This is a genomic window from Halolamina sp. CBA1230 (assembly GCF_002025255.2).
Taxonomy (GTDB): domain Archaea; phylum Halobacteriota; class Halobacteria; order Halobacteriales; family Haloferacaceae; genus Halolamina.
In genome coordinates this window covers 1,312,581-1,337,986 of the sequence record NZ_CP054587.1, presented here as the reverse complement: position 1 = coordinate 1,337,986, position 25,406 = coordinate 1,312,581, and the positions used below count along the sequence as shown (strand labels likewise).

The window sequence follows — 25,406 nt, the reverse complement described above, 5'->3', positions numbered from 1 at the left end:
GATCGGAGGTCACTGATGCGGCTCCTACTCCGTCCGCAGGAGGTTGACGTGACCGGCGACGGCACCGAGGAGTGCGCCAACGAGGTGGGCGACGTTGGCGATCTGGGTGCCCGCGGACCGCAGCGTCAGCGCGACAGCGACACCGACGATCGCGACCCCGACGACCCACCGTGGGACGTGGCGGAGCACCCACGACGAGATATCGTTGCTCATCAGGACGTAGGCCACGAGCGCCAGTGCAGCCCCACTTGCGCCGAGGACGCCGCCAGCCTCGCCGAGTGCGTCCGTCGCGGCGACCTGGGCGACACCGGCAGCGATCCCTGTGGTCACGAAGAAGAGGTGGTAGCGAACGATCCCGGCGGTGATCGCGACCAGCCCACCGGCGACGACGATGATCGTCGCGTTGCTCGTGAGGTGAGCCATCCCGGAGTGCGCGAACACCGAGAGCGGCAGCTGCCACCACGCCTCGTCGAACGGCGGCGTCAGTACGAACGGCGTGATGTTGCCGGCCTGCGCGCCGGTCCACATCGCGAGACTCACCAGCGCCATCGCGAGCAGCGACACACCAGGCCCCCCGACTAAGCGCTCGAGGTAGGCGGCGCCGTCCGACCTGGACTCTGTCCCGGTGTCCGACTCCAGGTCGACAGCCATAGTGCCCGCTTGTAAGCGTCGGTAGATAATCCTTCGCCCAACACAGTATCGTGACCGGACTCCGTGAGAACGTTTCAGATCCCTCGTGAGGGCCACAGATCGGCCGGTGATGCAAAGGCCCCCGCGCCCCAGCCCCCGAACATGCACGAGGCAGAGCGGATCACGCTGGCACGGCTTCCGTCGGGCGTCGAACTGGAGACGACGGTCCACACGTACGGCGGCGGCGACGGGCCGACGCTGTACGTGCAGGCCGCCCAGCACGGCCGCGAGATCAACGGCAGCGAGGTGCTCCGGCGGCTCCACGGCGAACTCCTCGCCCGGGAGGACGACCTCACCGGCACGGTCGTCGCCGTCCCCGTCGCGGACCCGATCACGTTCGACCGCGTCTCCTACACCGCGCCGGAGGCGCTCGACTCGGTGAACGCGAACATGAACCGCTGTTGGCCCGGCGACGAGGACGGCACCCTCCACGAGCGCATGGCGGCGACGCTGTGGGAGTACGCCGGTGACGCCGACGCCATCGTCGACCTCCACACCGGCGGGAAGGAGATGCTGAGCCACACCGTCTACCTGCAGGGGGACGCGGAGTGTCGCGCGCTCGCGGAGGCGTTCGGTCACGATCTCCTGCTCGCGGAGGCCGCCGGCGAGGACGCCGACGCGGAGTGGCAGGACCGCGATTTCGGCGGGAAGCTCCGGGTCGCCGCCACGCAGGAGGGGATCCCGACGATCACGCCCGAACTCGCCCACAACACCGAACTGGTCGAGGACGCCATCGACGCCGGCGTCGCGGGGATGCTCGACACGCTGCGTCATCTCGACATGCTGCCCGGCGAGGCGGCGCCGACGAGCGCCACGATCGCGCGGAACCACCTCGGCCGCGTGAAAGCCGAGGACTCGGGGCTGTTCCACGTCGACGGCGACGTCGAACTCGGCGACTACGTCGAACCGGGCGACCACGTGGGTGTCGTGTACGATCCCACGAGCTACGACGTGTTGCAGGAGGTGACCGTCGATCGCGAGGGGATCGTCTACTCGCTGGAGCAGGAGGCGACGGTAACCGCGGGGTCGACGCTGGTCGGCGTGGCGCTGCTGCTGGAGGAGTAGCGACCGAAACCGACTTCCGGTCTTGTGGGGTATCACGGTCCACGCGAGGGTGGCCGAGTCAGGACAAAGGCGGCGGGCTTAAGACCCGCTCCCGTAGGGGTCCGTGGGTTCGAATCCCTCCCCTCGCATTTTTCCGGCGCGACCGGAGGGAGCGCCGTGAAAATCGTCACGGGAGTGGTTTCGAACCCTGTCAGTCGCAGCGGCCGAACGAGGCAGGACCGAAGGTCCTGCTGGCAGCCGGCGAAGCCGGCGACGAAGTGAGGCCGACCGTCTGACTCCGGTTCGAATCCCTCCCCTCGCATACCGCCTCGAACGCTAGTGAGAGGCGTGTATGCGTACCGGAGGATTCGAAGCAGGGAGGTCGCGCGCAGCGAGCGAACGCGAGCGAGCACGTCCGACTGTGGTTCGAACTCCCTCCCCTCGCATTTCTCTGCTCGAACTGAACACGGAGAGCGGAAATACGGCGCGCCGAAACAGTCGACCATGAGTGGGAACGGATCCGACGACGGCACGCTTACGACGAGGCAAGCCGGCGTCGGGCTGCTGCTCGTTGGGCTCCTCGTCGCCGGGTTCGGCGGGTACGACTACGTTCAGCAGGATCGAGCGATCGCCGACGCTGTCGAGGTGGACGCGACGGTGCTGGAAACTGGGGTCGACGAGAACCACGGGACGACCCGAAGCGACACGAGCTACACCCCCGAGGTCCGGTTCCGGTACGAGTTCCGCGGCGAGACGTACGCCTCGACGAACGTCCACGCGACGGTCGCGTCGACGACGTACGACACCGAAGCCGCCGCGCGCGACGTCGCCGACGACTACACCGTGAACGAGACCGTGACGGCGTACGTGGATCCGTCGACCCCCGGCGAGGGGTTCCTCGAATCCGACCGTTCGAACACGCCGCTGTACGTCGTCGGCGCCGGAGTGCTGTTCGTCCTCGGCGGGGTTCGGACGTTCTACCGCGGTTGAGGTTGCCATCGGCGTCGGCGCGATCCTCGCCGTCGATCCAGTCCCTCTGTGGCACCCAAAGGTTATCACCGATCAGTAATTATATCTAATTACCCGATGCTCCCTCCCGACGCGCCGAGTCGGTCCGACCTCCACCTGCTGTTCATTCCGCTCGCGCTGGCGGGCGGCGTGGCGACGGCGGTGCTCTCGTCGCTGTCGCTCGTCGTCGGTGCAGCCGTCGGGTCGCTTCTCGCGAGCCTGGCGGTCGTCGACGGGCTCGCGATCCACCCACCTACTCGGGAGTAGTCGACGTAGCAGTTAGCGAAAACGGGCCGCGCCGCCGCGAAAAGGCGCGGCGGCGCGAGCCCGGTTGGTCCCCGCTGACGCTTCGGCCCTCCAAAGCGAAGCGTCACCTGAACCATGTGGGTGGAAGAACTTAAAACTACTCGCTACCGGAACTTCCGTCGCGTTCTTCTTCGAGAATCGACGGACAGAATCGGGATCGTTACTGCCGCGCCGGGTGGTCGTCGGACAGGTGCTGCTGCCCCTCGCCGTACAGCCGCTCGCGGAGCGTCTCCCCCTCGTACTCGGTGCGGAACAGTCCCCGGTCCTGCAGCTCCGGCACCACCTGATCGACGAAGTCGTCGAGGCTGCCCGTGCGGACCGCCTCCTTCACGTTGAAGCCGTCGACGCCGACCGCCTCGTGCCAGTAGACGAGTTCGTCGGCGACCTGTTCGGGCGTGCCGACGACGATCGGGGAGGTGGAGCCGAGGCCGGAGAACTCCGCCACCTCGCGGACGGTCCACTCGCGGTCGGGGTCGGACTGCGTGAACGCGTTCATCGTCCCCTGGATCGCCTGCGTCTCGATGTGCTCGACCTTCTGGTCGGGGTCGAGTTCCGAGAGATCCATGTCGAGAAAGCCCGAGAGGAGCGCGAGCGTCGACTCGACGTCGACCGAGTTCTTCAGCGCCTCGTACTTCGCTTCGGCTTCCGCCTCCGTCGGCGCGACGATCGGGACGATCCCGATGAAGAAGGCGATGGCGTCCTCGTCGCGGCCGGCGTCGGCGGCGCGCTGCTTCACGTCCGCCATGTACTCCGTCACTCCCTCCTCGGTGGGCTGGGAGCAGAACACCGCCTCGGCGTTGCGCGCGGCGAAGTCGCGGCCGTACTCCGAGGAGCCGGCCTGATAGATCACGGGCGTGCGCTGCGGTGACGGCTCGGAGCCGTGGGGGCCGGGGACGTCGAAGAACTCGCCTTCGTGGTCGATCGCGTGGACCTTTTCCGGGTCGGTGTAGCGCCCGGTGTCGGCGTCGCGGACGACCGCGTCGTCCTCCCAGGAGTCCTCCCAGAGCGCGTAGCAGACGTCGAGGAACTCCGCCGCGCGCTCGTAGCGGGTCTCCTTCTTCATGCGCTCGTCGAGGCCGAGGTTCGCCGCGGCGGACTCGAGGTAGGAGGTGACGACGTTGAACGCGACGCGGCCGTCGGTGACGTGATCGAGCGTGGAGAACTCCCGGGCGAGCTGGTAGGGGTGGTTGTACGTGGTGGACTTGGTGATCGCGAAGCCGAGGTTCTCGGTCGCTTCGGCCATCGCGGGCACGACGAGTGCGGGGTCGTTCGACGGCGTCTGGACGGCCTTCTCGATCGCGGTCTCGCGGTCGCCGCCGTAGACGTCGTAGACCCCACGGACGTCGGCGAAAAAGACCGCGTCGAAGTTCCCGCGTTCGGCGGTGCGGGCGACGTCGGTCCAGTACTCCCGGTCGGTGTACTCGTTCGAGCGGTCGCCGTCCCGGCGCCAGGTGCCGGGCGAGACGTGCTCGACGGAGTTCATGGTGAAGAGGTTGAGGTGGAGCTCGTCGCTCATCTTGGTCGTTGGTTTGTGTCTGAGGGTTAGGTACTACCGGAAGCCGGCGAAACGGTGGGGTTTCGCGGTTCGGAGTGTGGGTTCGATCATGGATCGGGGGGTTGTTCGTCGCAGATGAGAGTTGGATCTGGATCGTTGGCTACTGAGACAGCAACCGCGACAGCAACAGCATCTCGTTCGTTGGCAACTGGTGACCGAAGGATGCCGGGCACGAGGCCCATCATCAGAAATCGGAGATTTCTGATTGGCAGACGAGAGCCGCAGGCTCTCGTCAACGGCACAGCGCCGAATCCCCACCCCTCCCCCCGCGATCGGCGAAATTCCCGATCGCGAGGCGTCCACCGCCACCGCACCGCCGTGGCTGTCGGCGCGCGAGGTGAGCCCCTGCGTGGGCGAACGAGCGCGCGAGGGACGAGTGAGCGACTGAAAGGAGCGAACGAGTCGGCTGGGGAGGCGTGAGGGCTGTGCGGGGCGGTTGCGGTCACCAGTGGTCATGCTTCGAGATGCTGTTGCTGTTCGCGGTCGCGGCGGTAGAGGTCGAGAATCGAACACACCGTAATCGCGAGCAGACCGCCATTCGAGCAAACAGAACCACTACCCAAACCACTCCCCGACTAAATCGGCCTAACACGAACAGTAGTACTCCCGATCGGTAAACTCGGTATCCAGCAACTGCGCGACTGGCGCCGGATCGCTCGGCCGGTACACACCCGTCGTCAGATCACCACTCTCCTCGAACGCCCCCGACACCAGCGACACCCAGTCTTCCGTATCCAGCACGTCCCAGAACGCCTCCTCGGTCGCGAGCAGCGTGAGGTAGTCCCGCAGGTACACCCACCGCCCGTCGTCGATCTCGCCCGGATCGAACTCCGCTCCAACCACATCCGCGTACGCCGCGTACGGGAGGTTCGCTCCCAGTGAGACGGGCAGCGAGATCCACTTCCAGGGCCGGGTGTTGATGTCCAGCAGCACGTACTCCTCGCGGTCCTGGTCGTAGACGAACTCCGACTCGCTGATCCCGTGGTAGCCGGCGTCCTCGATCACCGAGAGCGCACGCGCCTCGATCTCCGAGGCATCGACGGTCTCGACCAGACACGACGTGCCGAACTCCAGCGGGAACCGCACGGCGGCGTTCCCCACGACCGCCAGCGGCTCGCCCTCCGCGGGCACGTACGAGGCCAGCGAGCGGTCCTTCCCGGTCGCGATGTTCACCTTCTCCTGCAGCATCACCTCGACGCCGGCCGCGTCGGCGGCGTCCAGCACGTCGTGCAGCTCCTCGCCCGTCGCCACCTCGACGACGTTGCTCCCGATCGCTTCCTCGCCCTCGCGCTTCCGGGCGGGCTTGACGACGAGCGGAAACCCCAGCGCCTCGGCGGCCGTGTCGAGATCCGTCTCGCTCGGGAAGTACGTCTCCGGGTACGGAACGTCCAGCTCCTCGGCACGCTTGTAGAGCCGTGTCTTGTCGAGCACGCTGACGTGGTTCTCCCACGGCAGGTGGACGTTCTCGACGCCGGCGTCGGCGAACCCGTGGACCCACTCGTCCATGCAGCCGAACGCGACCACCTCGCCCGCGGCGTCCGCGATCGCGGCAAGATCTGCCGAGAACCCTTCCGGATCGTCCAGCGGGTAGCGCACTTGCCCGGCGAAGTCGATGGCGTCCGAGGGGTAGGCGACCCCGTTGCCGACCTGATCGATCGCGATCACGGGCACCCCGTGGGCGTCGAGCGCGCGGGCGACGCTCAGCCCCGTGATGTGGGCGTTCGCGACCACCGCGGGCGTGCGGTCGAACTCGGCGTCGGCGACGGCGTCGACGAGCGCGTCGGTGTCGAGGAACTGCTCGGCCATACCCGTGGTTCGACACGAGCGGGGAAAAGCCCCGCCGAACCGGCAGTCTCGCGGCGGTTTCGGGGTTACTCCCGATCGCCGGCGGAGCTCACGGTCGACGCCGCCCGAGACTCCGGAAGGGACGCGCTTATTCCCGTCAGCCGCCTGTGACAGGTATGAGCGAGCTACCCGATCGCGCCCGGCGAGCGTTCCGCAGCCACGACGCGTTCGAGGCCGACGGTGACGCCGAGGATCGGTTCGAGGTCACGTCGACCCCCTTCGAGGCCACCGTCACTCCCGAACCCGGGGAGGGCGGGGAGATCCGGTTCGAGATCGTCGCCCGCGTGCCGATGCTGGACGAGGTGACCGAGGGTGACGTGGCCCCGGTCGTCGAGGAGGGCTGGTACGAGACGTTCGAACGCCGCCTCGACGGGATCGGCGGCGGCGTGCTCGCGGGCGATCACGATCTCGAGCCGACCGTGACCGAGACGGTCCACGAGGGAACCCGCAGCGCGGAAGTCCGGGCCGCGATCGAGGATATCGACCCGTCGCGCGGTGTCGACGACGCGGCCGCCGTCGTCGACTTCGTCGAGGGGACGTTCGTCCAGGGCGTGATCCCCGGCTACGACTACATCGAGCCCGTCGCGGGGATTCTGGCCGAGGCACGGCGGGCGGGCGGCAGCGACGGGATCGAGCAGTAGGAGGCGGCGACGGGCAGCCGCCGGTGTCTCAGTAGGAGGCGGCGACTGTCAGCCGCCGGTGTCTCAGTAGGATGCGGCGGCGGGCAGCCGCCGACGTCCCAGCAGTCATCGCACGGCCGACAGCGACAAGGAAAAGGTCCCGCGGCGCGGAGAGCCGGGTAATGGCTTCGGCGCTCTCCATCGCGTTCCTGCTCGCGCTCGTCGCGGCCCACACCCTGCTCGCGGCGGTGCTCACGCGCTTCTTCCGGATCGCGCTCGACACCCGCGGCGGGGCCGCGGTGTTCACCGTCACTGGCATCCCCGTGGTGCTCGTGGGGTCGACGTACGTGCTCTCGGGGCTGTTCGATCTCGGCCCGGAGCTCGCGAGCCCCGCGATCGTGCTCACCCTGCTCGTCGCGGTGCCGATCGGGCTGGGTGCGCTGGTCGACGTGCTCTACATCCCGCCGCCGGAGGACGTGGAACTGCCCGAGACGTGGGAGTAGCGCCTACGTCTCCGCCAGCGCGGTGTCGACCCACGGCGGGCGCGAGACGCTGACGTTGCCCCGATCCGCGAGGACGAGGTGGAACTCCCGCGCCTCGCCGTCGGCGGCGTAGCTCGCGTGGAACTGGTGGATGACGCCGGAGTCGTGGACGAGCGCCCGGGCGCTGAAGTTCTCGAAGCGACTGCTCCCCTCGGCACGCAGCACCGTACACGTCCGATCACCGCAGGCCGCGGTCCCGTTCACGGTGTACTCGCTAGCTTCGAACAGCGTCCGGAGCGCCTCGCTCCCGGTCATCCGCGCCGGGTTCGGCCACAGCCGCGGCGGCCGGTGGTAGACGGTTTCGTTGTCCTGCGTCTCTCGGGCGACCGCCACCGACTCGTTGGCCCAGACCGCGGGGTTCGTGGCCGTCGGTCCCAGGACGACGCGGTAGGCGTCGTAGTCGGATTCGGCGACGTACGTCGTCTGTGTCGCTCCCCGGATCACGTCGAGTCGGTAGCCCGTCTCGCGGAGCGCGTCGGCGTGGGCGGTCAGTAACGCGGTCGCGTTCTCGAGTTCCGACTCGGTCACCCCCGGCGGCGACGCGCGTTCCGGGGCGTCCGTCGCTGTCGGCGACTGGGAGGGGGTCGGCTCACCGTCTGTCGGCTCACTGGCGGTCGGGGTGTCCGTCGGCGACGGCCCTCCCGTCGGCATCGTACAGCCCGCAAGCAGGACGAGCAGCGCGAGCGCGACGGGGACGAGCGATCGGGTGGAGGGCATCGAGCGACCGTTTCGGGCTCGAACGCAAAACCGTTACTCCCGGCGTTCGCCCGCGACGGGCTCACTCGGCGTCAGGAACCAGTCGGTCGATCGCGTCCTCGACCGACGCGATCACGTCCTCCGGCGACTGCGTGCCGTCGACGCGGACGAACCGCTCCGGTTCGGCGTCGATCAGGCGTTCGTAGTTCGACTCCACCTGCGCGAGGAAGGCGGCGTCCTCGAACTGGTTCGTCGAGCCGCTCCGGGCCGCCGCCGTCTCCGGGTCCACCTCGATGTAGATCGTGGCGTCCGGCGGCTCCGTGAACGCGGCGTGGATGCCGCGGATGTACTCAAGCGGCCGTTTGAGTTCGCTGCCCGAGAGCGCGGCGGCCTGGTAGGCGTAGCGGGAGTCGGAGTAGCGGTCCGAGATCACCAGCTCGTCGTTCGCCAGCGCGGGGCGGATCGTCTCCGCGAGGTGGTTCGCGTGGTCGGCGGTGAAGAGGAACAGCGTCGCCAGCGGGTCGGCGTCGTCGTCGTCGATCGCGCGGTTCACGGCGTCGCCGTACCACGACTCCGTGGGCTCCCGGGTGAACGTCGCCTCGGGGTGGGAGTCGTGGAGGGCCTCCCAGACGGTAGTCTTCCCGCTCCCGTCCAGCCCCTCCAGCGTGATGAGCATGGACGGAGGGTGTTCGTCGCGGGATTAAGGCGCGTCGGTTCCGGTGGTGGCGCCCGCCCGCGAACCGGCGCGGGGGGACCGCTGCCGCCGCCATTTAAGTTCGCGCCCGCCCATGTCACACGTATGGAGATACTCGTCGCCGGCGGTGACGGCTTCATCGGCCACCCGCTCTGTGCCGAACTCGCGGACCGGGGCCACGACGTGACTGCGATGTCCCGCAGCGCGCCGGAGGAGTCGTTGCCCCGCGGCGTGAGCCACGCGACGGGTGACGTGACCGACTACGACTCGATCGAGTCGGCCGTCGACGGCCACGACACGGTGGTGAACCTCGTGGCGCTCTCGCCGCTGTTCAGCCCCAGCGGCGGCGAGGAGCAACACTTCGCGGTCCACCTCGAAGGGACGAAGAACCTCGTCGCCGCCGCCGAGGAAGCGGGCGCGGATCGGTTCCTCCAGCAGAGCGCGCTGGGCGCCGACCCCGACGGCCCGACCCACTACATCCGGTCGAAAGGGCAGGCCGAGGAGGTCGTCCGCGCCTCGGACCTCGACTGGACGATCACCCGCCCATCGGTGGTGTTCGGCGATGGGGGGGAGTTCGTGAAGTTCACTAAACTGCTCGCGCCGCCGTACGTCACGCCGCTGCCCGGCGGCGGGAAGACGCGGTTCCAGCCCATCTACGTCGGCGATCTCGTGCCGATGCTCGCCGACGCCGTGCTGGAGGACGAGCACGTCGGCCACGCCTACGACATCGGCGGTCCCGAGGTGCTCACGATGGCCGAGGTAGCACGGCTGGGCCACCGCGCGGACGGCCGTGGGGTGAACGTGCTCCCGATCCCGATGTCGCTGTCGAAGATCGGGCTCTCGGCGCTGGACTACGTCCCGGGGTTCCCGTTCGGGAGCGACCAGTTCCGCTCGCTGCGGATGGACAACACCGTCGACGACAACGACGTGTCGGCGTTCGGCGTCGAGGAGAGCGAACTGAGGACGCTGTCGGCGTACCTCGATCTCGACTGACACGCCCGATTCGCGCGGCCGATAGCCGGGGCCCACTGTTTTTTCATCCCACCCCTCTGACCCCACGGTCGTACAATGGCGTGGTCTCCGGGGCTCCCGTCGCTGCTGCTGTTCGGCGTCGGCGTGCTCTCCGGCCTCCTGGCACTGGCAGTCCGGCGGAACCGGAGCGAGCGCTACGCCGGGGGGTTCGTCGCGCTGGTCGCCGTCATCGGCACGTGGGCGTTCAGCTACGGCGTCCAGCTCGGGTTCGACAGTCGGGCGGCACAGCTGCCGTGGTGGCAGCTGACCCTCGCCGTCGCGGGGTTCATCCCCACCGCGTGGCTGCTGTTCGCGCTGCGCTACGCCGGAAAAGAGGAGTGGCTCACCCGCCCCGCCCGCTGGACGATGGTGTCCGAACCGATCCTGTTCGCGGCGTTCGTGCTCACCAACCCCCAGCACGGCCTGATCTGGAGCGGTCTCCGGCTCCCCGCCGACGCCTTCGTCCGCGTGTTCGCCCCGGCGTTCGCGATCGGCTACTTCCTCCACATCACGTACGCCTACGCCATCGTCGGTTTCGGCTGCTACCTCGTGGGCCGCACCGCCGCCCGCTCCTCGGAGCTGTACCGTCGACAGGTGCTCAGCCTGTTCGCCGCGATCGCGCCGCCGTTTCTCGCCAACGCCGCGTTCACGCTGGGGGCCAGCCCGGTTCCGGGGCTGGATCTGACGCCGTTCACGTTCGGCCTCACCGTCACGCTGATCGGGGTCGCGCTGTTCCGGTTCGACCTGCTCGACCGGACGCCGATCGCCCGGGAGGCGGCGCTGGACGTGGTCGGGAACGGGCTGGTCGTGCTCGACGCCGAGGGGATCGTCGTCGACGCCGACGAGCGCGCGCGGCGCGTCCTCTCGCCGGCGCCGTCCACCGGCGACCACATCACCAGTGTCTTCCCCGACACCTCGCTCCCCCGGCTCTCGGGGACGACCGTCGAGGGGGAGACTGAGGGGATCCGCCGAACGTACGAAGTACAGGTCTCGACGCTGCGGGACGTCGAGGACAACCCCACCGGCTACGCGCTGGTGCTGCGGGACGTGACCGACCGGAGCGCGTACGAACAGCGCCTCCAGGTCGCCAACCGCGTGCTCCGGCACAACCTCCGGAACGACATGAACGTCGTCCACGGCCTCGCCGAACGGATCGAGTCGGACGAGGCCGACGACCCGGCGGCGGTCGCGGCACGGATCCAGTCGAAGGTCGACGGCGTGGTCGAGACCAGCGAGAAAGTGCGGGAGATGACCCGGATCGAGCCGTCGTCCGCTGACGAGGCCGAGCCGGTCGATGTCGGCACCGTGGCCGAGGAGGTGGTCACCCAGTTCGACACCGCGGACGCGACCGTCGAGCGTGCGCTCCCGCGGTCGCGGGCCGCGATCACCGACGAGGCCGCGCTCGCGACGGCGCTTGAGAACCTGCTCGAGAACGCGGTCGAGCACAACGACTGCGACGAGCCGTGGGTGCGGCTCAGCGTCGAGGAGCGCGGGGGGGCGGTCCGTCTCCGCGTCGACGACGACGGGCCGGGGATCCCCGAGGAGGAACGGGAGGTGCTTCGACGCGAGGCGGAGACGCCGCTGAAACACAGTCAGGGGCTCGGGCTCTGGCTCGCCTCCTGGAGCGCCCGCGCGGCCGGCGGCGAGCTCACCATCGAGTCCACCGGCTCCGACGGGACGACGGTCCGGATCGAGTTCCCCGCGGCCGACCGGGACTGAGCCCGACCGCACAGCCTTTCCCCGCCGGCCGCTCACCCTCGAACATGCGCGTCACGCTACTGGGCACCGGGAGCGCCATGCCGCTTCCCGACCGCGTCCAGACCGGCCTCCTGCTCGAACGCGACGACCGCGCGCTGCTGGTCGACTGCGGCGCCGGCGTCCTCCACCGGCTTTCGGAGACGCCCGTGAGCTACGAGGACGTGTCGACGGTGCTCCTGACCCACCACCACCTCGACCACGTCAGCGACCTGCTCGCGCTGCTGAAGGCGCGGTGGCTCGCGGGCGAGGAGCACCTCGAAGTGATCGGCCCGTCGGGCACGAAGGCGCTGATCGACGACCTGCTCTCGGTCCACGACTACCTCGAGGGGCGGGTCGACCTCTCGATCCGGGAGATCAGTTCCGGCACCGAGTTCGAGGCCGCGGGATTCGAGATTTCGACCCACGAGACGGTCCACTCGATGGACTGTCTGGCCTACCGCTTCGCGGGAGTCGAAGACGGGGAGGGGTCGGAGTTCACGTTCGGCGCCGACGGCGAGGCCAGCGGGTCGATCGCCCGCTTCGCCGACGGCTCCGAGGTCCTGCTCCACGACTGTTCGTTCCCCGACGAGGTGGACGTGGACAACCACCCGACGCCGACGCAGTTGGGCGAGGCGCTCGCCGGCACGGATATCGACCGCTTGCTGCTCACCCATCTCTACCCCCACACCGAGGGGAAACACGACGAGATGATCGAGAGCGTCCAGCGCGCCGGCTTCGACGGCGACGTGACGGTCGCCGAGGACGGGATGCGGTTCGAGGTGTAGCGATGGCGGCGGACGACCTCACCGACGAGGACGCCTACGACCGCCTCCGCGAGGACGAGTACCTCGGCCCCATCGTCGCGGAGGTCGGCCCCGTCTCGATCGACCCCGCCGAGGACGCGTTCGAGCGGCTGATCGTGTCGATCCTCCGCCAGCAGGTGTCGATGGCCTCCGCGGCGGCGACCCGGGAGCGCCTGTTCGACGCCGTCGAGGTGACGCCCGCGGGGATTCGGGCCGCGGACGACGAGACGCTGCGCGACGCGGGGCTCTCCCGACAGAAGACGCGGTACGTCAACGAAATCGCCGATCGCTTCGCCGAGGAGGCGTGGAGTCGCGAGGCGTTCGCGGCGATGGAAGACGACGAGGTGCGGGAGGCGCTGACCGACATCACCGGCGTCGGCCCGTGGACAGCCGACATGTTCCTCCTGTTCGTGCTGGGCCGGCCGGACGTGTTCCCCGTCGGCGATCTCGGGGTGCGGGAGGGGCTGAAGACGCTGGTCGATCACCACGGCGAGAACCCCGAAATGACTCGAGGGGAGATGACGGCGTTCGCGGAGCGCTGGGAACCGGTGCGGAGCTACGCCGCGCTCTACCTCTGGCAGGTGGAGGAGGAACTCGGCGAGCGGGCCGGCGACGTGATCGGGGAGTAAGGCGGTCGGCCTCGCACGGCCGTTAGCCACCCGCCAGCCAGCGGTCGACGCCGACGATCCCTGCTCCGAGCGAAGCGATGGCGGCGCCGAGACCGATGATGTAGAGCTTCTGGCCCGTCGCCGGCTCCGTGGTCGTCGTGCAGGTCGGGGTCGCCGTCGACGCTCCGCCGGCGGCATCCGAACTGGCTTCCCCCGTACAGCTCTCGCTCGTCACGGTCGGCTGGGCGACGACACCCTGTGCGGTCAGCAGCAGGCCGATCACGAGCAGGCCGGCGGCGACGGCGTAGCCGACCCGCCCGAGCGTTCGCGTTTCGCTCCCGTCGGCCGTCTCCGGACCCAGTCGTCGCTTGAGTGCCCCACCGAGGGAGACGGCGACGACGGCGAACAGGTAGAACGTCACGACGAGGCTGGCGTCGAAGGCGACGCTCCCGGCGACCGGGAGCAGTTCGGCGGCGGCGGAAGCGACGTGTTCCAGCCCGAACACGCCGCTGACGAGGATGACGAGATACGGCGGGATGATCAGCGGGGTTCCGGCCAGCGGGGGGTAGACGGCGGGGAGGAACCACGCCGCCGTCAGGAAGCCGAACAGGCCGAGCGCCGTCCGGTCGACGAGGGCCGAAGCGACGGCGCGGAGGGGATCTCTCGCCATACCCGTCGTTCGTGTCGTGGGGGTATTACGACTCCTCTCGGCGCGGGTGACAGGGGCTGTCACCACGCCGATCGAACTCCCGTGCGGGGGTCGCTACGTCCCGCCGAGTTCCCCCGGCGACTCGATCCGGCGGGCGTCCTCGCGGAGCGCCTCGAACGCTGACTCGGCCCACGAGAGCAGGTCGGGATCGTCGCCGTGGAGGCACGCCTGCAGGTGGCCGTCGTCGTAGACGCCGAGCAGGAGCGACCCTTCGCCGAGTGCGAGGCCGAACGGGACCGCGTCGTCGCGGACGAACAGGTCCAGGGGGCCGCCCCGGAGCACCGCCGCGAACTCCAGCGGGTTCAGCTCCTTCGCCCGCCGGGCGGTCGCCGTCGACAGCAGGAGCTCCGTCCGGACGCCGTCCAGCGCCAGCGCGGTGTGAGCCTCGTGGAACGCCCGCGAGAGCACGGGCGAGCAGACCCGGACCCGGTTGCCGTCCATCCCCCGGAGTCGCTCCGTGTAGGCGTGGATCGGCGCCTGCGGGTCGGCGTCGGAGGCGGTCACGAGGTCGGCACCGGCGAGCAGCTCCGGGGTCGGGGCGTGCTCGGGATCGAGATGCGCCAGCAGCGGCGCGTACTCGTCGATCCGACGCAGCCGGTCGAGGTAGTCGGCGTGGGCTCGGGCGACCGCGTCGCCGGCGGCGGTGAGCCGATAGCCGTCGGCACAGCGGTCGACCCAGTTGCGGTTCTCGAACGCCGCGAGGTTGCGCTGGATGCTCCGGCGGGCGGGGTCGAGGTCGTCGACCAGCGCCGACGGCGGCGCCGGCCCGTCACGGAGGCGTTCGAGGAGGGCGAGTCGGTCCGGCGAGTCCGCGAGAAAGCGGGCGGTGTCGTCGGCCATCGTCGGCGTGTCGGCCCCGAGTGAGAAAAGTTCCCGCGAGGTTCGCTTCGCCGTCGACGCTCGATCGCTCACATCCCGGAGGGGTCGCCCATCCCCTCCTTCACGCCGAGGTGGAGCAGCCCCAGGTTCACGGGGTAGGCCGCGAGGAACCCCAGCGAGAGCGACACCGCCAGCGACGCCCAGAACACCGGCTCGCCCATCGTCGACTCGCCGGCGAGGTAGATGTCCGAACCGATCGCGACGGTCTCCATCGCGACGATGCTGCCGGACTCGCTGTACGCGGCGTCGATGACCGCCTCCCTGAGGCCGACGCCCTCCTGCATCAGTGGGCCGATCGTGAACGCCATCCCGAAGCTGTACGCGAACGCGAACGTGGTGGCGGCGACGCCGAGCGTGTTCAACACCAGGATCCCCGCCGCGAGCGTGACGCCGAGCACTTCGCCGACGCCACAGCCGGAGTAGCAGTGGCTCGTCGAGCGCATCCCGCGACGCCAGAACGAGTCGTCGGGGATCTGGGTGCGGCCGCTGTACCAGTACACTGCCAGCCCGAGTACGCCGGAGTAGAGTACCGTGAGCGTCCAGACGAGCTTCATCATCGACGGTAACGCCTCGTTGTTCCGCCGGAGGTCGACCCAGAGCGCCGCCACGGAGACGAGGGAGACGGCGGCCCACCCGAGCACCAGTTCGAGCGTGACGAACTCGTGGAACGCCTGCTGGAGGCTCATCGCCCGCGGCTAGTCCACCGAGCGGTTTGGGCGTGGCGGCCGTCAGACCGCGCTCAGGCCGCCGTCGACGGTCAGCCCCTCGCCGGAGACGTACGCCGCGGCGTCGCTGGCGAGAAAGCAGATCGCGTCGGCCACGTCGCTGGGGTCGCCGAACCGAGCGAGCGGGATCTCGTCCGTGTAGCGTTCGGCGCGCTCGCCGCCGACGGTCGGCACGTCCTCCCGGGTCATCGCGGTGTCGATCACGCCCGGTAGCACGCAGTTCACCCGGATCTCCGGCCCGAGCGCGTCGGCCATCGACTTCGTGAAGTTCCGGACCGCGGCCTTCGACGCCGAGTAGACGGGGTGGTTCCCCGTACCGTGCAGCGCGGCGATGGAGGCGAGGTTGACGACCGCGCCCTCCTCCATCGCTTCGGCGGCGACCTGCGTGCCGAAGAAGGCGCCCTTGGCGTTGATATCCATCATTCGGTCGTACTCCCCTTCGTCGATCTCGGCGAACTCGATGGTGCGGAACACGCCGGCGTTGTTCACCATGGCGTCGATCCCGTCCAGTGACTCGGCCGCCTCGACGGCGACGCGGAGGTCCTCCCGCTTGCGCACGTCGCACTCGACGAAGTGGCTCTCGCGGTCGGTCTCGTCGTCGATGTACTCGTGGGTCGGTCGCGGGTCGTCGGCGCCGCCCGCCGAGTCCGGGATCCGCGGCGTTTCGCGCACGTCGGCGATCACCACGTCGGCGCCGCGCTCGGCCATCGAGATGGCGGTTTCGCGACCGATCCCGCTCGATCCGCCGGTGATCACGGCGACGCGGTCTGTGAGGTCCATGGGTGGGGGTTGGGTGGGGGGCGACGTGAACGGTGTGGCCGCCGATTCGTCGTTGGTGCTCCCGGGGTTGGCGCGACCGGCTCGGTAGCCGTCGGTTGGAGATGCTTCGATAGCAACAGCAGTTCGACCGTCGTCGACGGGAACGGCGACCGCGACGGCAACAGCATCTCGATCGTTGACCACTTGCGACCGCAGTGCGCCGGACACGAGGTCCGGCGCTGGGAAGGATTCCCCACCCCTCCCCCCGCGTTCCCGCGAGCGAAGCGAGCGGGAAGCAGCGAGAGCCTGCGGCTCTCGCCCGCCTCGCCACGTTGGCGAGCGCGAGGCGTCCACCGCCACTGCACCGCGGTCGCTGTCGGCGCGAAACGCGAGTCCCTCCGTGGACGAGCAAGCGTGAGGGATGAGCGAGTGAGCGGAGCGAACGAGCGAATCGGTTGGGGAGGTCCGTGGGCTGCACGGGGCGGTGCGGTCGCAAGTGGCCAACGATCGAGTCGCTGTTGCGGTTGTCGAGGTGGCCAACGACCGAGTCGCTGTTGCGGTTACAGCGCCGTTCCGAAACCGCCCTCGACGCGACGTTCACGTCCCGTCAAACGCTGACGCAACGAACCGATCACTCCACCGGCTGGAGAAACATCACGTTCACCCTTCCCACCGCGTCGAAATCCCGCAACCGATACACTAACTCCCGGATCCGCCCGGCGTCGCCCGTACAGAACACCGTCTCCAGACACCAGTCGCCGTAGTGGAGATGCTGCGTGGTGCCGATCACGTCCTGGTACTCGTGCTGGACGGTGTGGAGATCGCCGATCACGAGCGTGTGCTCGTAGTCGAACGCCAGCGCGGCGACGGCGTCGCCCTCGATATCCGAGAGCGTCGTGTGGCGCTCGACGTACTCCTGCATCGCCTCCCGAACCGCGCGGGAGCGCGACTCCATCCCCTGCTCCTGCCACGTCTCGTCGAACTCGTCCAGCACGTCGCTCGGAACGTTGAGGCTCGTTCGCACACCCGGGCTTGGGCGGCGCCGCACTTGGCGGTTATTACGTTTCCCCGGGTTCGGTCTTAACAACGTCTAAACCGGACTCACACCGAGGCTCGACTATGCTCCACGGCGAGGCGTTCGGCCTACTCGTCGGCGCCGTCGCGCTCGGCGCCGTCCACGGGATCGAACCCGGCCACGGCTGGCCGGTCGCGGCCTCCTACGCGCTGGATCAGTCGAACAAGTGGCTGTACGGGTTCACGGCCAGCCTGATCCTCGGGATCGGCCACCTGATCAGCAGTATCGCGATGGTGGCGGTGTTCTTCTACGCGAAATCGTACTTCAGCCTCACGCAGGTCAACGAACCGATCACGGTCGCCGACGGCGTGAGGATCGGGATCGATTCGGCCACGATCTTCGAGGGGACGATAACGATCGGCGGCCCGGTGAGCCTCGTCGCCGGCGTCCTCCTGATCCTGCTCGGCCTGCGGGAGTACTACGGCGGCCACAGTCACGGGCACGGCGGTGGACACGAACACGACGACGGCGGACACACGCACGACCACGCCGACAGCGAACACGCGCACCATCACGGCGACGATGGCCACACCCACGACCACGGAGATCACGGCGACGGAGAACACTCCCACAGCCACGATCACTCCCACGACGACGCGGGCTGGTGGGCCCGCGTCAAGACCGCGCTCCCCTTCGTCGGCGGCCACACTCACGCAAGCGGCGAGGCAGCCTCGGAACGCGGGCTGTTCGGCATCGCGTGGTTCGCGTTCCTGCTGGGCTTTGCCCACGAGGAGGAGTTCGAGATCATCGCGCTGTGTGCCGGCTCCTCCCACTGTCTGGAGCTGATGAGCGCCTACGCGCTGACCGTGATCGTCGGGATCGTCGGTCTCACGATGCTGCTGGTCGCGGGGTACGAACACTCCGAGGAGCGCGTCAAACGGCTCACGCCCTACCTGCCGGCGTTCTCGGCGGCCGTGCTGGTGGTGATGGGGCTGGGGTTCGTCCTGGGGCTGTTCTGACCCCAGTAGCTGTGCGGGGGGTGGCATCGTCGACGCGATCGCCGTTCCCACCGAACGCCCCGTCCCCCGCGACTCGGCCGGCCACGACGTTTTTCAGTCGCAGTTGCCGACGTTTCGGGTGATGTTCGGTGACGGTGGCGGTATCGACGTGACGGTTCTCGGGAGCGGCGAGCCGGAACTCTCCGTGGTCGGCGGGATCCACGGCGACGAGCCCAGCGGCGTTCGCGCCATCCGCCGCGTGATCGAAGCCGAGCCGGAGCTCGAACGGCCGGTGCAGTTCGTCGTCGCGAACCCGCCGGCGGCCGTCGCACACCGGCGCTCGCTGGACACGGACATGAACCGCGTCTTCCCGGGCGAGTCCGGCGTCGCAACCCTCGAACGGCGGCTGGCGGCCGAACTGACCGAGGCCGTCGCCGGCACGACCGTGCTCTCGATCCACGCGACCCACTCGAGCGTCGAACCGCTCGCCTTCGTCTCCGGCACCCACCCCGTCGCGCAGGCGGTCGCTGCCCGCCTCCCGCTCGAACACGTCGTCAACCACAACCCCGTCGTCGACGGCGCATTCACCTCCTGCGAGCGCGTCGTGAGCGTCGAGGCCGGTCGCCAACTGACGGAGGACGCCACCCGGAACGCGGCACGGATCGTGCAGGCGTTCCTCCGGCTCACCGACGCGCTCCCCGATCAACCGACGACCGGCGATCCGGCGTACTACACGCTGATCGACGAAGTGAAAAAGCCCGCAGAGGCGGACAACCCCCGACTCGCGGTCGACAACTTCGAGCGCGTCGAGTCGGGCGAGACGTACGCCAAGGCCGCCGACGTGGAGTTCGTCGCCGACCGTTCCTTCTTCCCCATCCTGATGTCCGAGAACGGGTACGACGACATCTTCGGCTACAAGGGGGAGAAGGCCGGCGACACGCTCGCTGCGGCACGGGAGGCGTGGTCGACGTGGGGCGACGACGGCTCGTGAGCGAGCATCCCCGGTTTCGGTTGGGCACCCGACAGCCGACGGGGGAACACGTTCGGTAGGCGGCGTAGCCGATACGATAACTTCTATACCCCCCGCGAACCGAGTGATCCTGTTACATGAGTCAGTCGTACGATCGGGGAACCGTCGAGGACTTCGGCCGGTGGCGGTCGTTCACCGCCGGCATGTGGGCGTGGCTGTTCCACAAGTTCACTGGCTGGGTCCTCATCGGCTACCTCTTCACACATATCGCCGTGCTCTCGACGGCTCTGACCGGCGACACGGCGTACAACAACACCATCGTCGGGCTCGAGAGCCTCGCCATCGTGCGCCTGATGGAGGTCGGCCTGCTCGCGGTGGCGGTGTTCCACATCCTGAACGGGGTCCGCCTGCTGTTCATCGACCTCGGCAAGGGGCTCGAGGCACAGGAGGAGAGCTTCTACGCGTCGCTGGTGATCACGGGCGCGATCACCGTCGCCAGCGTCCCGACGTTCCTCTCGGGGGTGTTCTGAGATGGCGGAACACTACTCCTCGTTCGACCGCTCGGGGACGAAGTGGCTGCTCCAGCGCGTCACGGCCGCCTTCCTGGTCGTCGTGCTCGCGTTCCACTTCTTCCTCCTGCACTTCGTGAACCACGCCGCCGACGTAAGCTTCGCGGGCACCTCCGCCCGGATGAGCACGTGGACGTACTTCTCGCTGATGGTGCTGTTCCTGCTGACGGCGACGTTCCACGGCGTCAACGGGATCCACAACACGCTGGTCCACCGCGACGGCGTCGACGGCTGGAAGCAGACCGCGATCACCGTGGTGCTGGTGCTCGCCAGCCTCGTGATGGTCGTCCAGGGACTCCGAACCGCGCTCGTCTGGAGCAACCTGTTCTAACTATGAGCACGCAAACCGAACCACCCGAAACCGACGACGAGACCGAATCGACGCCGGAGGCGGAGGCCGAACCGGAGCCCCGGAGCCCCGGCGACCGCCGCCGCGCGGAGAAGGCCGCCCGCGAGGCCGAACGCGAGCGCGAGGAGGCCGAAGCGGAGCCGGATCTGGGCGAGGACGCGGTCACGCTGAAGGTGTTCCGCTACGACCCGGAGGTCGAGGAGAAGGCAGAGCCCCGCTTCGACACGTTCCGCGTCCCCTTCGAGAAGGGGATGACCGTGCTCGACGCGCTGATCGACGCCCGGGACACGTACGACTCCTCGCTAACGTTCCGCCACTCCTGCCGACAGGCGGTGTGTGGCTCCGACGCGCTGTTCATCAACGGGCGCCAGCGGCTGGGCTGTCAGACCCAGATCGCGGATCTCGACGACGACGTGGTCCGCGTCGAACCGCTCCCCCACCAGGACGTGGTGAAAGACCTTGTCGTGGACATGGAGCATTTCTACGACCAGATGGAGGCGGTCGAGCCGTACTTCCAGACCGACGAGACCCCCGACGACGAGCTGGAAGAGCAGCATCAGTCTCCCGAGAACCGAGAGAAGATCAAGATGTCCACCCGGTGTATCTGGTGTGGCGCCTGTACGTCCTCCTGCAACATCGCGGCCGACGACAACGAGTACCTCGGCCCCGCGGCGATCAACAAGGCGTACCGCTTCGCGATGGACGAGCGGGAGGGCGAGGGGATGAAGGAGCACCGCATGGAGCTGATCGAACAGGAGAACGGCGTCTGGCGGTGCCAGACCCAGTTCTCGTGTACGAACGTCTGTCCGAAGGATATCCCGCTGACCGAGCACATTCAGGAGCTCAAGCGGGAGGCGGTCAAATCCAACCTGAAGTTCTGGTAAGATGAGAGAGTACGACGTCATCGTGGTCGGTGCCGGCGGCGCGGGTCTGCGTGCGGCGATCGCCGCACAGGAGGCCGGCGCGGACGTCGCGATGGTGACCAAGCTCCACCCCGTCCGCTCGCACACGGGCGCGGCGGAGGGCGGCATCAACGCGGCGCTGCGCGAGGGCGACGACTGGCGCGACCACGCCTACGACACGATGAAGGGGTCGGACTACCTCGGCGACGCCCCCGCAGTGGAGGCGCTGACCCGCGAGAGTCCGAAAGAGACGATCCAGCTGGAGAACTGGGGGATGGCCTTCTCCCGCGACGAGGACGGCCAGGTCTCCCAGCGACCGTTCGGCGGCCTATCCTTCCCGCGCACGACCTACGCGGGCGCCGAGACGGGCCACCACATGCTCCACACGATGTACGAGCAGGTGGTCAAACGCGGGATCGAGGTGTACGACGAGTGGTACGTCACTCGCCTCGCCGTCACCGACGAGGAGGAACCCGAGGAGCGTGACTGCGAGGGCGTCGTCGCCTACGACATCAAGCGCGGCGAGATCGAGGGGTTCCGCGCCCGCGACGGCGTGATCCTCGCGACCGGCGGGCTGGGCCAGGTGTACGACCACACCACTAACGCCATCGCCAACACGGGCGACGGCGTCGCGATGGCCTACCGCGCCGGCGTCCCCATCGAGGACATGGAGATGATCCAGTTCCACCCGACCACGCTCCCGTCGACGGGCGTGCTCATCTCCGAGGGGGTCCGCGGCGAGGGTGGGATCCTCTACAACAGCGAGGGCGAGCGGTTCATGTTCGAGGGCGGCTACGCCAACAACGAGGGCGAACTCGCTTCCCGCGACGTCGTCGCCCGCGCCGAACTCAACGAGGTCAACAACGGGCGCGGGATCGAGGACGAGTACGTCCACCTCGACATGCGCCACCTCGGCGAGGACCGCATCCTCGACCGACTGGAGAACATCCTCCACCTCGCGGAGGACTTCGAGGGCGTCGACGGGCTCGAGGAGCCGATGCCCGTCAAGCCCGGCCAGCACTACGCGATGGGCGGCGTCGAGACCGACGAGTGGGGCGCCACCTGCGTCGGCGGGCTCTACGCCGTCGGGGAGTGTGCCTGCGCCTCGGTCCACGGCGCCAACCGCCTCGGCGGTAACGCGCTACCGGAACTGGCGGTGTTCGGCGCCCGTGCCGGCCGGCACGCCGCCGGCGACGTCGACGAGGCGTCGGAGATCACCACCGGCTGGAGCGAGGACAGCGAGGAGGGCGAGAACGTCTCGCCGGTCGCGCTGGGCGAGGCCGACCTCCCCTCCTCAGGGAAGGGAGCCCTCGCCGATGGCGGCCGACAGTCGCCGTCGGGCGACAGCGACCCCGCCGTCGACGCCCAGGGCGCCGAGGGTGTCGTCGAACACGCCGTCCAGGCCGAGCGCACCCGGGTCCACTACCTCCTCGAGAAGGAGGAGGGCGTCAACCACGCGGAGGTCCGCTCGGAGCTGCAGGAGACGATGACCGAGAACGTCAACGTGTTCCGCGAGGAGGGCGCGCTGAAAGACGCACTCGAGGAGATCCGCGAGGCCCGGAAGGAGTACCAGCACGTCACCGTCGAGGACCCCTCGCGGACGTACAACACCGACCTGATCCACACGATCGAGACGCGGAACCTGCTCGACGTGGCCGAGGCGATCACCGTCGGCGCGCTGGCCCGCGACGAGTTCCGCGGCGCCCACTGGCGCAAGGAGCACCAGGAGCGCAAGGACGACGAGTGGCTCAAACACACGATGCTCTCCTGGAACGACGGCAGCCCCGGCCTCTGGTACAAGCCGGTCGTGCTCGAGGGCGAGGCCAAGACGTACGAGCCGAAAGAGCGGAGCTACTGAGGGCTCCGTCGTTTTTCACCGAAACTGGCGCGGGGAGTCCCCCGCAGCCGCGAGCACGGACTTCAGACGATCGCTGTCAGTTACCCCGAGTAGAACGTGCCGCACGGACGTCGCTACCGTCCCTGATCTTGTCCTCACAGGAGGGACAGACGCGGGGCGTCTCCTGGCCCTCGGGCGTGAACACCCGGACGTACCGTCGCGTGACGAACGAATTACAGTTCTGGCATTCGGGCATCGTTCCCATTTACTTGAATGTCCATGTAAAGCTTGCCTTGCGAGACTGTCACAGTCGGCGCAACGCCGCCGCTATCGGGCGTCTGTCCTGGAGCGTAAAGAGGGATTCCCGCCCGTGGGAACGGGCATCCGGTGCCGGAACGCGGGCGGTCCGCGAGTGGTGGGACCCGTCAGATCATCGGTCCTTGGTTTCCGGGGGCTGACGTACTGGCGGGCTCACTCGCGAACGTTCCTGCCCAGCCCCGCGGTGAACCGATCGCCGGCGCGGCCGTCGTACACGAGGCTGCCGCCGACGACCGTGAGTTCGGGGAACACCGCCTCGCGACCCTCGAAGGGGGTCCAGTCACATTTCGTGTGGAGCGCGTCGGCACGGATCGGCTCGACGGCGTCGAGGTCGACCAGCGTCAGGTCGGCGTCGTACCCCACCTCGACCCGGCCCTTGTCCGCTAGCCCGAACCGTTCCGCGGGCGTGGCGGCGACGAGGTCCCGGACGCGTTCGAGCGTGAGGCCGCCGTCGCGGACCTCCGCGAGCAGCAGCGGGAGCATCGTCTCGACGCCCGGTACGCCGGAGGGGGCGTCCCAGAGTCCGGCCGCCTTCTCGTCGGCCGTGTGTGGCGCGTGATCCGTCGCGATCATGTCGACGGTGCCGTCGGCGACGCGCTCGTACAGCTCCTCGCGGCGCCCCTCGCTGCGGAGCGGGGGGTTCATCCGCCCGAACGTCCCCAGCTCGTCGAGGTCGTCGCGGGAGAGCAGCAGGTGGTGGGGCGTGACCTCGGTCGTCATCCCCGCGTCGTCGGCGTGGTCGACCGCCTCGGGCGTCGACGTGTGCGCGACGTGGATCTCGACGCCGGCGCCGCGGGCGGCCTCGCAGGCGGCTTCGACGGCCTCGATCTCCGCGCGGGCGGTGCGGTACTGACTCCAGAGGTCGGCGTCGGCGTCCCGCCCGACCCCGCCGGCGTCTGCTCCGTACACCGACTCGTCGAACCGATCGGCGTCCTCGGCGTGGACCGTGACGGGGATCCCGGCCTCGGCGGCCGCCGCGAGCGCGTCCTCGAACAGCGCCTCGTCGATCCCCATCTCGCCCGTGGAGTCGGCGAGGAACACCTCGCCCAGCGCGAACACCGGCCGCGAGAGCAGCGACTCGGGGTCCCAGTCCTCGTTCACGCCGCCGTTGATCCCGTAGTTGACCGCCGCGTTGACGGCGAACTCGGCTTTCTCGTCGAACGCGTCGCCGTCGACGGTCGGGGGGCTGGTGTTGGGTTGGTCGACGACGGTGGTGACGCCGCCCGCCGCGGCCGAGCGGCTTCCGGTCGCCCACGTCTCCTTGTGGCCGTGGCCGGGCTGGCGGAAGTGGACGTGGACGTCGATGGCGCCCGGGAGCAGCGTCAGCCCGTCGGCGTCGATCGTCTCCTCGCCGGGCAGCGAGTGGAGACCGTCGTCGATCTCGGCGATGCGACCCTCGTCGGTGCGCACGTCCCGGACCTGCCCGTCCGGGAGTTCGGCGCCGGTGATGAGCATACGTCCACTGGGTCGGGGGCTCCCCTAAGCCTCCCGGCCCGCGTCGGTGTCGGCGAGTCGTTCGACCGTCGTCGGCCGGCCGTCGACGATCGCCGCCTCCAGCGTCCGCGCGACCGCGTCCGGATCGTTCGGTCCGCCCGCTGTCGCGACGCTTCCGACCGATTCCGGGTCGAACGGTACGCCGAGCGCGTCGTAGACGGGATCGAGCACGTCACCGATCTCCTCGCGGTCGGCGACGATGACGACCCCCGACACCATCGCCGCGCCGGCGGTCACACGCTGGGCGATCCCGGCGAGCTTTCCGGAGCGTTGGCCCGCGCTGTCTGTCGAACACGGCGCCTGCACCGAGTAGTCGCCCGGGCAGAACGAGTCCGGCGGCTCACCTCGCTCGGCGTCGACGCCCAGCGAGTCGAGCGCGGCGACGACGGTGTCGACCGCAGCCTCGTAGCGCTCGGTCAGCCCACTCCGGCTCTCGTCGGTCGGCTCGAGCGCCGCGAACGCGACGGTCGTCCCCGTGTAGGCGACCGCGCGTCCGCCCACGGAGCGCTCGACGGGCGGGAACCCCCGTGCCCGTGCTGCCACACAGGCGGCGTCGTACCCCGGCTCGTTGGCGTCGCGGCGGCCGAACGCCAGCTGTCGGTGCGGGGTCCACGCCCGCACGGCCGGCGTCCCCGAGTCGGCGACCGCGTCCAGCAGGTCGCGGGTGGCGTCGCGGTCGGCGTCGGGCGTCGGCGCCCGCCCGCGGATCACGCGCATGGGTGG

At 69.1% G+C, this 25,406-nt stretch carries 28 protein-coding genes and 1 tRNA gene; 16 read left to right on the top strand and 13 right to left on the bottom strand.

The window, feature by feature from the left end; all coding sequences use genetic code 11:
* Window positions 1-24 precede the first annotated feature (24 nt).
* On the bottom strand, window positions 25-651 hold the full coding sequence (locus tag B4589_RS06905) for a rhomboid family intramembrane serine protease (RefSeq protein ID WP_079233575.1): 627 nt from the start codon (window positions 649-651) through the stop codon (window positions 25-27).
* Between the two features lie 141 nt (window positions 652-792).
* On the opposite strand from B4589_RS06905, the gene B4589_RS06900 reads away from it, so the two are divergent.
* The 4 genes from B4589_RS06900 to B4589_RS06885 all read left to right on the top strand — a co-directional run bounded on the left by B4589_RS06900 (window position 793) and on the right by B4589_RS06885 (window position 3,009).
* Window positions 793-1,755: a succinylglutamate desuccinylase/aspartoacylase family protein gene (locus B4589_RS06900; protein ID WP_079233574.1), complete on the top strand. Its 963-nt coding sequence runs from the start codon at window positions 793-795 to the stop codon at window positions 1,753-1,755.
* Between the two features lie 43 nt (window positions 1,756-1,798).
* Window positions 1,799-1,883, top strand: a tRNA-Leu gene (locus B4589_RS06895).
* 355 nt (window positions 1,884-2,238) lie between these two features.
* Window positions 2,239-2,724: a DUF3592 domain-containing protein gene (locus tag B4589_RS06890; protein WP_079233573.1), complete on the top strand. Its 486-nt coding sequence runs from the start codon at window positions 2,239-2,241 to the stop codon at window positions 2,722-2,724.
* 96 nt (window positions 2,725-2,820) lie between these two features.
* The gene (locus B4589_RS06885) at window positions 2,821-3,009 is read left to right on the top strand and encodes a hypothetical protein (RefSeq protein ID WP_079233572.1); all 189 of its coding nucleotides are present in this window, start codon (window positions 2,821-2,823) and stop codon (window positions 3,007-3,009) included.
* Window positions 3,010-3,208: 199 nt separating this feature from the next.
* Here B4589_RS06885 and B4589_RS06880 read toward each other — a convergent pair whose 3' ends face one another.
* Both B4589_RS06880 and B4589_RS06875 read right to left on the bottom strand, forming a co-directional pair.
* Window positions 3,209-4,564, bottom strand: a complete 1,356-nt coding sequence (locus B4589_RS06880) for an LLM class flavin-dependent oxidoreductase (RefSeq protein WP_079233571.1) — start codon at window positions 4,562-4,564, stop codon at window positions 3,209-3,211.
* A gap of 624 nt (window positions 4,565-5,188) precedes the next feature.
* Window positions 5,189-6,409 carry a carboxylate--amine ligase gene (locus B4589_RS06875; RefSeq protein ID WP_079233570.1) on the bottom strand — a complete coding sequence of 407 codons (1,221 nt, stop codon included), beginning with the start codon at window positions 6,407-6,409 and terminating at the stop codon, window positions 5,189-5,191.
* Window positions 6,410-6,564: 155 nt separating this feature from the next.
* On the opposite strand from B4589_RS06875, the gene B4589_RS06870 reads away from it, so the two are divergent.
* Window positions 6,565-7,089 carry a DUF5813 family protein gene (locus tag B4589_RS06870; RefSeq protein WP_079233569.1) on the top strand — a complete coding sequence of 175 codons (525 nt, stop codon included), beginning with the start codon at window positions 6,565-6,567 and terminating at the stop codon, window positions 7,087-7,089.
* Between the two features lie 161 nt (window positions 7,090-7,250).
* The gene (locus B4589_RS06865; RefSeq protein ID WP_079233568.1) at window positions 7,251-7,571 is read left to right on the top strand and encodes a hypothetical protein; all 321 of its coding nucleotides are present in this window, start codon (window positions 7,251-7,253) and stop codon (window positions 7,569-7,571) included.
* Between the two features lie 3 nt (window positions 7,572-7,574).
* Here B4589_RS06865 and B4589_RS06860 read toward each other — a convergent pair whose 3' ends face one another.
* Window positions 7,575-8,327, bottom strand: coding sequence for a hypothetical protein (locus B4589_RS06860; RefSeq protein WP_079233567.1), 753 nt, complete (start codon window positions 8,325-8,327; stop codon window positions 7,575-7,577).
* Between the two features lie 61 nt (window positions 8,328-8,388).
* On the bottom strand, window positions 8,389-8,982 hold the full coding sequence (gene tmk, locus B4589_RS06855) for a dTMP kinase (protein ID WP_079233566.1): 594 nt from the start codon (window positions 8,980-8,982) through the stop codon (window positions 8,389-8,391).
* A gap of 123 nt (window positions 8,983-9,105) precedes the next feature.
* Here tmk and B4589_RS06850 point away from each other — a divergent pair, with 123 nt between their 5' ends.
* The 4 genes from B4589_RS06850 (at window position 9,106) to B4589_RS06835 (ending at window position 13,180) form a co-directional block, all read left to right on the top strand.
* Window positions 9,106-9,993, top strand: coding sequence for a complex I NDUFA9 subunit family protein (locus tag B4589_RS06850; RefSeq protein ID WP_079233565.1), 888 nt, complete (start codon window positions 9,106-9,108; stop codon window positions 9,991-9,993).
* A gap of 75 nt (window positions 9,994-10,068) precedes the next feature.
* A complete protein-coding gene (locus B4589_RS06845) occupies window positions 10,069-11,730 on the top strand; it encodes a histidine kinase N-terminal 7TM domain-containing protein (RefSeq protein ID WP_079233564.1) in 1,662 nt (553 codons plus the stop codon).
* Window positions 11,731-11,774: 44 nt separating this feature from the next.
* Window positions 11,775-12,533 (top strand): MBL fold metallo-hydrolase, encoded by a 759-nt coding sequence (locus B4589_RS06840; protein WP_079233563.1) that lies wholly within the window; start codon window positions 11,775-11,777, stop codon window positions 12,531-12,533.
* A gap of 2 nt (window positions 12,534-12,535) precedes the next feature.
* The gene (locus B4589_RS06835; RefSeq protein WP_079233562.1) at window positions 12,536-13,180 is read left to right on the top strand and encodes a DNA-3-methyladenine glycosylase; all 645 of its coding nucleotides are present in this window, start codon (window positions 12,536-12,538) and stop codon (window positions 13,178-13,180) included.
* Window positions 13,181-13,202: 22 nt separating this feature from the next.
* Here the strand turns inward: B4589_RS06835 and B4589_RS06830 are convergent, their stop codons facing one another.
* From B4589_RS06830 to B4589_RS06810, 5 genes are all read right to left on the bottom strand, one after another.
* A complete protein-coding gene (locus B4589_RS06830; RefSeq protein ID WP_079233561.1) occupies window positions 13,203-13,829 on the bottom strand; it encodes a hypothetical protein in 627 nt (208 codons plus the stop codon).
* Between the two features lie 93 nt (window positions 13,830-13,922).
* A complete protein-coding gene (locus B4589_RS06825) occupies window positions 13,923-14,708 on the bottom strand; it encodes a winged helix-turn-helix domain-containing protein (protein ID WP_079233560.1) in 786 nt (261 codons plus the stop codon).
* A 68-nt stretch (window positions 14,709-14,776) separates the two neighbouring features.
* Complete coding sequence (locus tag B4589_RS06820) at window positions 14,777-15,433, bottom strand: DUF4396 domain-containing protein (protein ID WP_079233559.1); 657 nt, start codon at window positions 15,431-15,433, stop codon at window positions 14,777-14,779.
* Between the two features lie 42 nt (window positions 15,434-15,475).
* Window positions 15,476-16,252, bottom strand: a complete 777-nt coding sequence (locus B4589_RS06815) for an SDR family oxidoreductase (protein WP_079233558.1) — start codon at window positions 16,250-16,252, stop codon at window positions 15,476-15,478.
* A gap of 610 nt (window positions 16,253-16,862) precedes the next feature.
* Window positions 16,863-17,255, bottom strand: coding sequence for a CopG family ribbon-helix-helix protein (locus B4589_RS06810; protein ID WP_079233557.1), 393 nt, complete (start codon window positions 17,253-17,255; stop codon window positions 16,863-16,865).
* Window positions 17,256-17,350: 95 nt separating this feature from the next.
* Here B4589_RS06810 and B4589_RS06805 point away from each other — a divergent pair, with 95 nt between their 5' ends.
* The 6 genes from B4589_RS06805 to B4589_RS06780 all read left to right on the top strand — a co-directional run bounded on the left by B4589_RS06805 (window position 17,351) and on the right by B4589_RS06780 (window position 22,892).
* The gene (locus B4589_RS06805) at window positions 17,351-18,265 is read left to right on the top strand and encodes a hypothetical protein (RefSeq protein ID WP_079233556.1); all 915 of its coding nucleotides are present in this window, start codon (window positions 17,351-17,353) and stop codon (window positions 18,263-18,265) included.
* Window positions 18,266-18,386: 121 nt separating this feature from the next.
* Entirely contained in the window at window positions 18,387-19,235 is an 849-nt protein-coding gene (locus B4589_RS06800) for a succinylglutamate desuccinylase/aspartoacylase family protein (protein ID WP_079233555.1), read from the top strand.
* Window positions 19,236-19,351: 116 nt separating this feature from the next.
* On the top strand, window positions 19,352-19,744 hold the full coding sequence (gene sdhC / locus B4589_RS06795; RefSeq protein WP_079233554.1) for a succinate dehydrogenase, cytochrome b556 subunit: 393 nt from the start codon (window positions 19,352-19,354) through the stop codon (window positions 19,742-19,744).
* 1 nt (window position 19,745) lies between these two features.
* Window positions 19,746-20,114 carry a succinate dehydrogenase gene (locus B4589_RS06790; RefSeq protein ID WP_079233553.1) on the top strand — a complete coding sequence of 123 codons (369 nt, stop codon included), beginning with the start codon at window positions 19,746-19,748 and terminating at the stop codon, window positions 20,112-20,114.
* A gap of 2 nt (window positions 20,115-20,116) precedes the next feature.
* On the top strand, window positions 20,117-21,016 hold the full coding sequence (locus B4589_RS06785) for a succinate dehydrogenase/fumarate reductase iron-sulfur subunit (protein ID WP_079233552.1): 900 nt from the start codon (window positions 20,117-20,119) through the stop codon (window positions 21,014-21,016).
* Between the two features lies 1 nt (window position 21,017).
* Window positions 21,018-22,892 carry an FAD-binding protein gene (locus tag B4589_RS06780; protein ID WP_079233551.1) on the top strand — a complete coding sequence of 625 codons (1,875 nt, stop codon included), beginning with the start codon at window positions 21,018-21,020 and terminating at the stop codon, window positions 22,890-22,892.
* Window positions 22,893-22,968: 76 nt separating this feature from the next.
* Here the strand turns inward: B4589_RS06780 and B4589_RS06775 are convergent, their stop codons facing one another.
* The 3 genes from B4589_RS06775 to B4589_RS06765 all read right to left on the bottom strand — a co-directional run bounded on the left by B4589_RS06775 (window position 22,969) and on the right by B4589_RS06765 (window position 25,400).
* Window positions 22,969-23,127, bottom strand: coding sequence for a hypothetical protein (locus B4589_RS06775; RefSeq protein WP_166623270.1), 159 nt, complete (start codon window positions 23,125-23,127; stop codon window positions 22,969-22,971).
* 215 nt (window positions 23,128-23,342) lie between these two features.
* Complete coding sequence (locus tag B4589_RS06770) at window positions 23,343-24,644, bottom strand: dihydroorotase (RefSeq protein ID WP_079233550.1); 1,302 nt, start codon at window positions 24,642-24,644, stop codon at window positions 23,343-23,345.
* A 24-nt stretch (window positions 24,645-24,668) separates the two neighbouring features.
* On the bottom strand, window positions 24,669-25,400 hold the full coding sequence (locus B4589_RS06765; RefSeq protein WP_079233549.1) for a lipoate--protein ligase family protein: 732 nt from the start codon (window positions 25,398-25,400) through the stop codon (window positions 24,669-24,671).
* Window positions 25,401-25,406: the final 6 nt, after the last annotated feature.

Excerpts from the sequence above, each read along its gene's own strand:
- B4589_RS06905 (WP_079233575.1), bottom strand. The coding sequence starts at position 651 with ATGGCTGTCGACCTGGAGTCGGACACCGGGACAGAGTCCAGGTCGGAC.
- B4589_RS06900 (WP_079233574.1), top strand. The coding sequence starts at position 793 with ATGCACGAGGCAGAGCGGATCACGCTGGCACGGCTTCCGTCGGGCGTC.
- B4589_RS06890 (WP_079233573.1), top strand. The coding sequence starts at position 2,239 with ATGAGTGGGAACGGATCCGACGACGGCACGCTTACGACGAGGCAAGCC.
- B4589_RS06885 (WP_079233572.1), top strand. The coding sequence starts at position 2,821 with ATGCTCCCTCCCGACGCGCCGAGTCGGTCCGACCTCCACCTGCTGTTC.
- B4589_RS06880 (WP_079233571.1), bottom strand. The coding sequence starts at position 4,564 with ATGAGCGACGAGCTCCACCTCAACCTCTTCACCATGAACTCCGTCGAG.
- B4589_RS06875 (WP_079233570.1), bottom strand. The coding sequence starts at position 6,409 with ATGGCCGAGCAGTTCCTCGACACCGACGCGCTCGTCGACGCCGTCGCC.
- B4589_RS06870 (WP_079233569.1), top strand. The coding sequence starts at position 6,565 with ATGAGCGAGCTACCCGATCGCGCCCGGCGAGCGTTCCGCAGCCACGAC.
- B4589_RS06865 (WP_079233568.1), top strand. The coding sequence starts at position 7,251 with ATGGCTTCGGCGCTCTCCATCGCGTTCCTGCTCGCGCTCGTCGCGGCC.
- B4589_RS06860 (WP_079233567.1), bottom strand. The coding sequence starts at position 8,327 with ATGCCCTCCACCCGATCGCTCGTCCCCGTCGCGCTCGCGCTGCTCGTC.
- tmk (WP_079233566.1), bottom strand. The coding sequence starts at position 8,982 with ATGCTCATCACGCTGGAGGGGCTGGACGGGAGCGGGAAGACTACCGTC.
- B4589_RS06850 (WP_079233565.1), top strand. The coding sequence starts at position 9,106 with ATGGAGATACTCGTCGCCGGCGGTGACGGCTTCATCGGCCACCCGCTC.
- B4589_RS06845 (WP_079233564.1), top strand. The coding sequence starts at position 10,069 with ATGGCGTGGTCTCCGGGGCTCCCGTCGCTGCTGCTGTTCGGCGTCGGC.
- B4589_RS06840 (WP_079233563.1), top strand. The coding sequence starts at position 11,775 with ATGCGCGTCACGCTACTGGGCACCGGGAGCGCCATGCCGCTTCCCGAC.
- B4589_RS06835 (WP_079233562.1), top strand. The coding sequence starts at position 12,536 with ATGGCGGCGGACGACCTCACCGACGAGGACGCCTACGACCGCCTCCGC.
- B4589_RS06830 (WP_079233561.1), bottom strand. The coding sequence starts at position 13,829 with ATGGCGAGAGATCCCCTCCGCGCCGTCGCTTCGGCCCTCGTCGACCGG.
- B4589_RS06825 (WP_079233560.1), bottom strand. The coding sequence starts at position 14,708 with ATGGCCGACGACACCGCCCGCTTTCTCGCGGACTCGCCGGACCGACTC.
- B4589_RS06820 (WP_079233559.1), bottom strand. The coding sequence starts at position 15,433 with ATGAGCCTCCAGCAGGCGTTCCACGAGTTCGTCACGCTCGAACTGGTG.
- B4589_RS06815 (WP_079233558.1), bottom strand. The coding sequence starts at position 16,252 with ATGGACCTCACAGACCGCGTCGCCGTGATCACCGGCGGATCGAGCGGG.
- B4589_RS06805 (WP_079233556.1), top strand. The coding sequence starts at position 17,351 with ATGCTCCACGGCGAGGCGTTCGGCCTACTCGTCGGCGCCGTCGCGCTC.
- B4589_RS06800 (WP_079233555.1), top strand. The coding sequence starts at position 18,387 with ATGTTCGGTGACGGTGGCGGTATCGACGTGACGGTTCTCGGGAGCGGC.
- sdhC (WP_079233554.1), top strand. The coding sequence starts at position 19,352 with ATGAGTCAGTCGTACGATCGGGGAACCGTCGAGGACTTCGGCCGGTGG.
- B4589_RS06790 (WP_079233553.1), top strand. The coding sequence starts at position 19,746 with ATGGCGGAACACTACTCCTCGTTCGACCGCTCGGGGACGAAGTGGCTG.
- B4589_RS06785 (WP_079233552.1), top strand. The coding sequence starts at position 20,117 with ATGAGCACGCAAACCGAACCACCCGAAACCGACGACGAGACCGAATCG.
- B4589_RS06780 (WP_079233551.1), top strand. The coding sequence starts at position 21,018 with ATGAGAGAGTACGACGTCATCGTGGTCGGTGCCGGCGGCGCGGGTCTG.
- B4589_RS06775 (WP_166623270.1), bottom strand. The coding sequence starts at position 23,127 with ATGCCCGAATGCCAGAACTGTAATTCGTTCGTCACGCGACGGTACGTC.
- B4589_RS06770 (WP_079233550.1), bottom strand. The coding sequence starts at position 24,644 with ATGCTCATCACCGGCGCCGAACTCCCGGACGGGCAGGTCCGGGACGTG.
- B4589_RS06765 (WP_079233549.1), bottom strand. The coding sequence starts at position 25,400 with ATGCGCGTGATCCGCGGGCGGGCGCCGACGCCCGACGCCGACCGCGAC.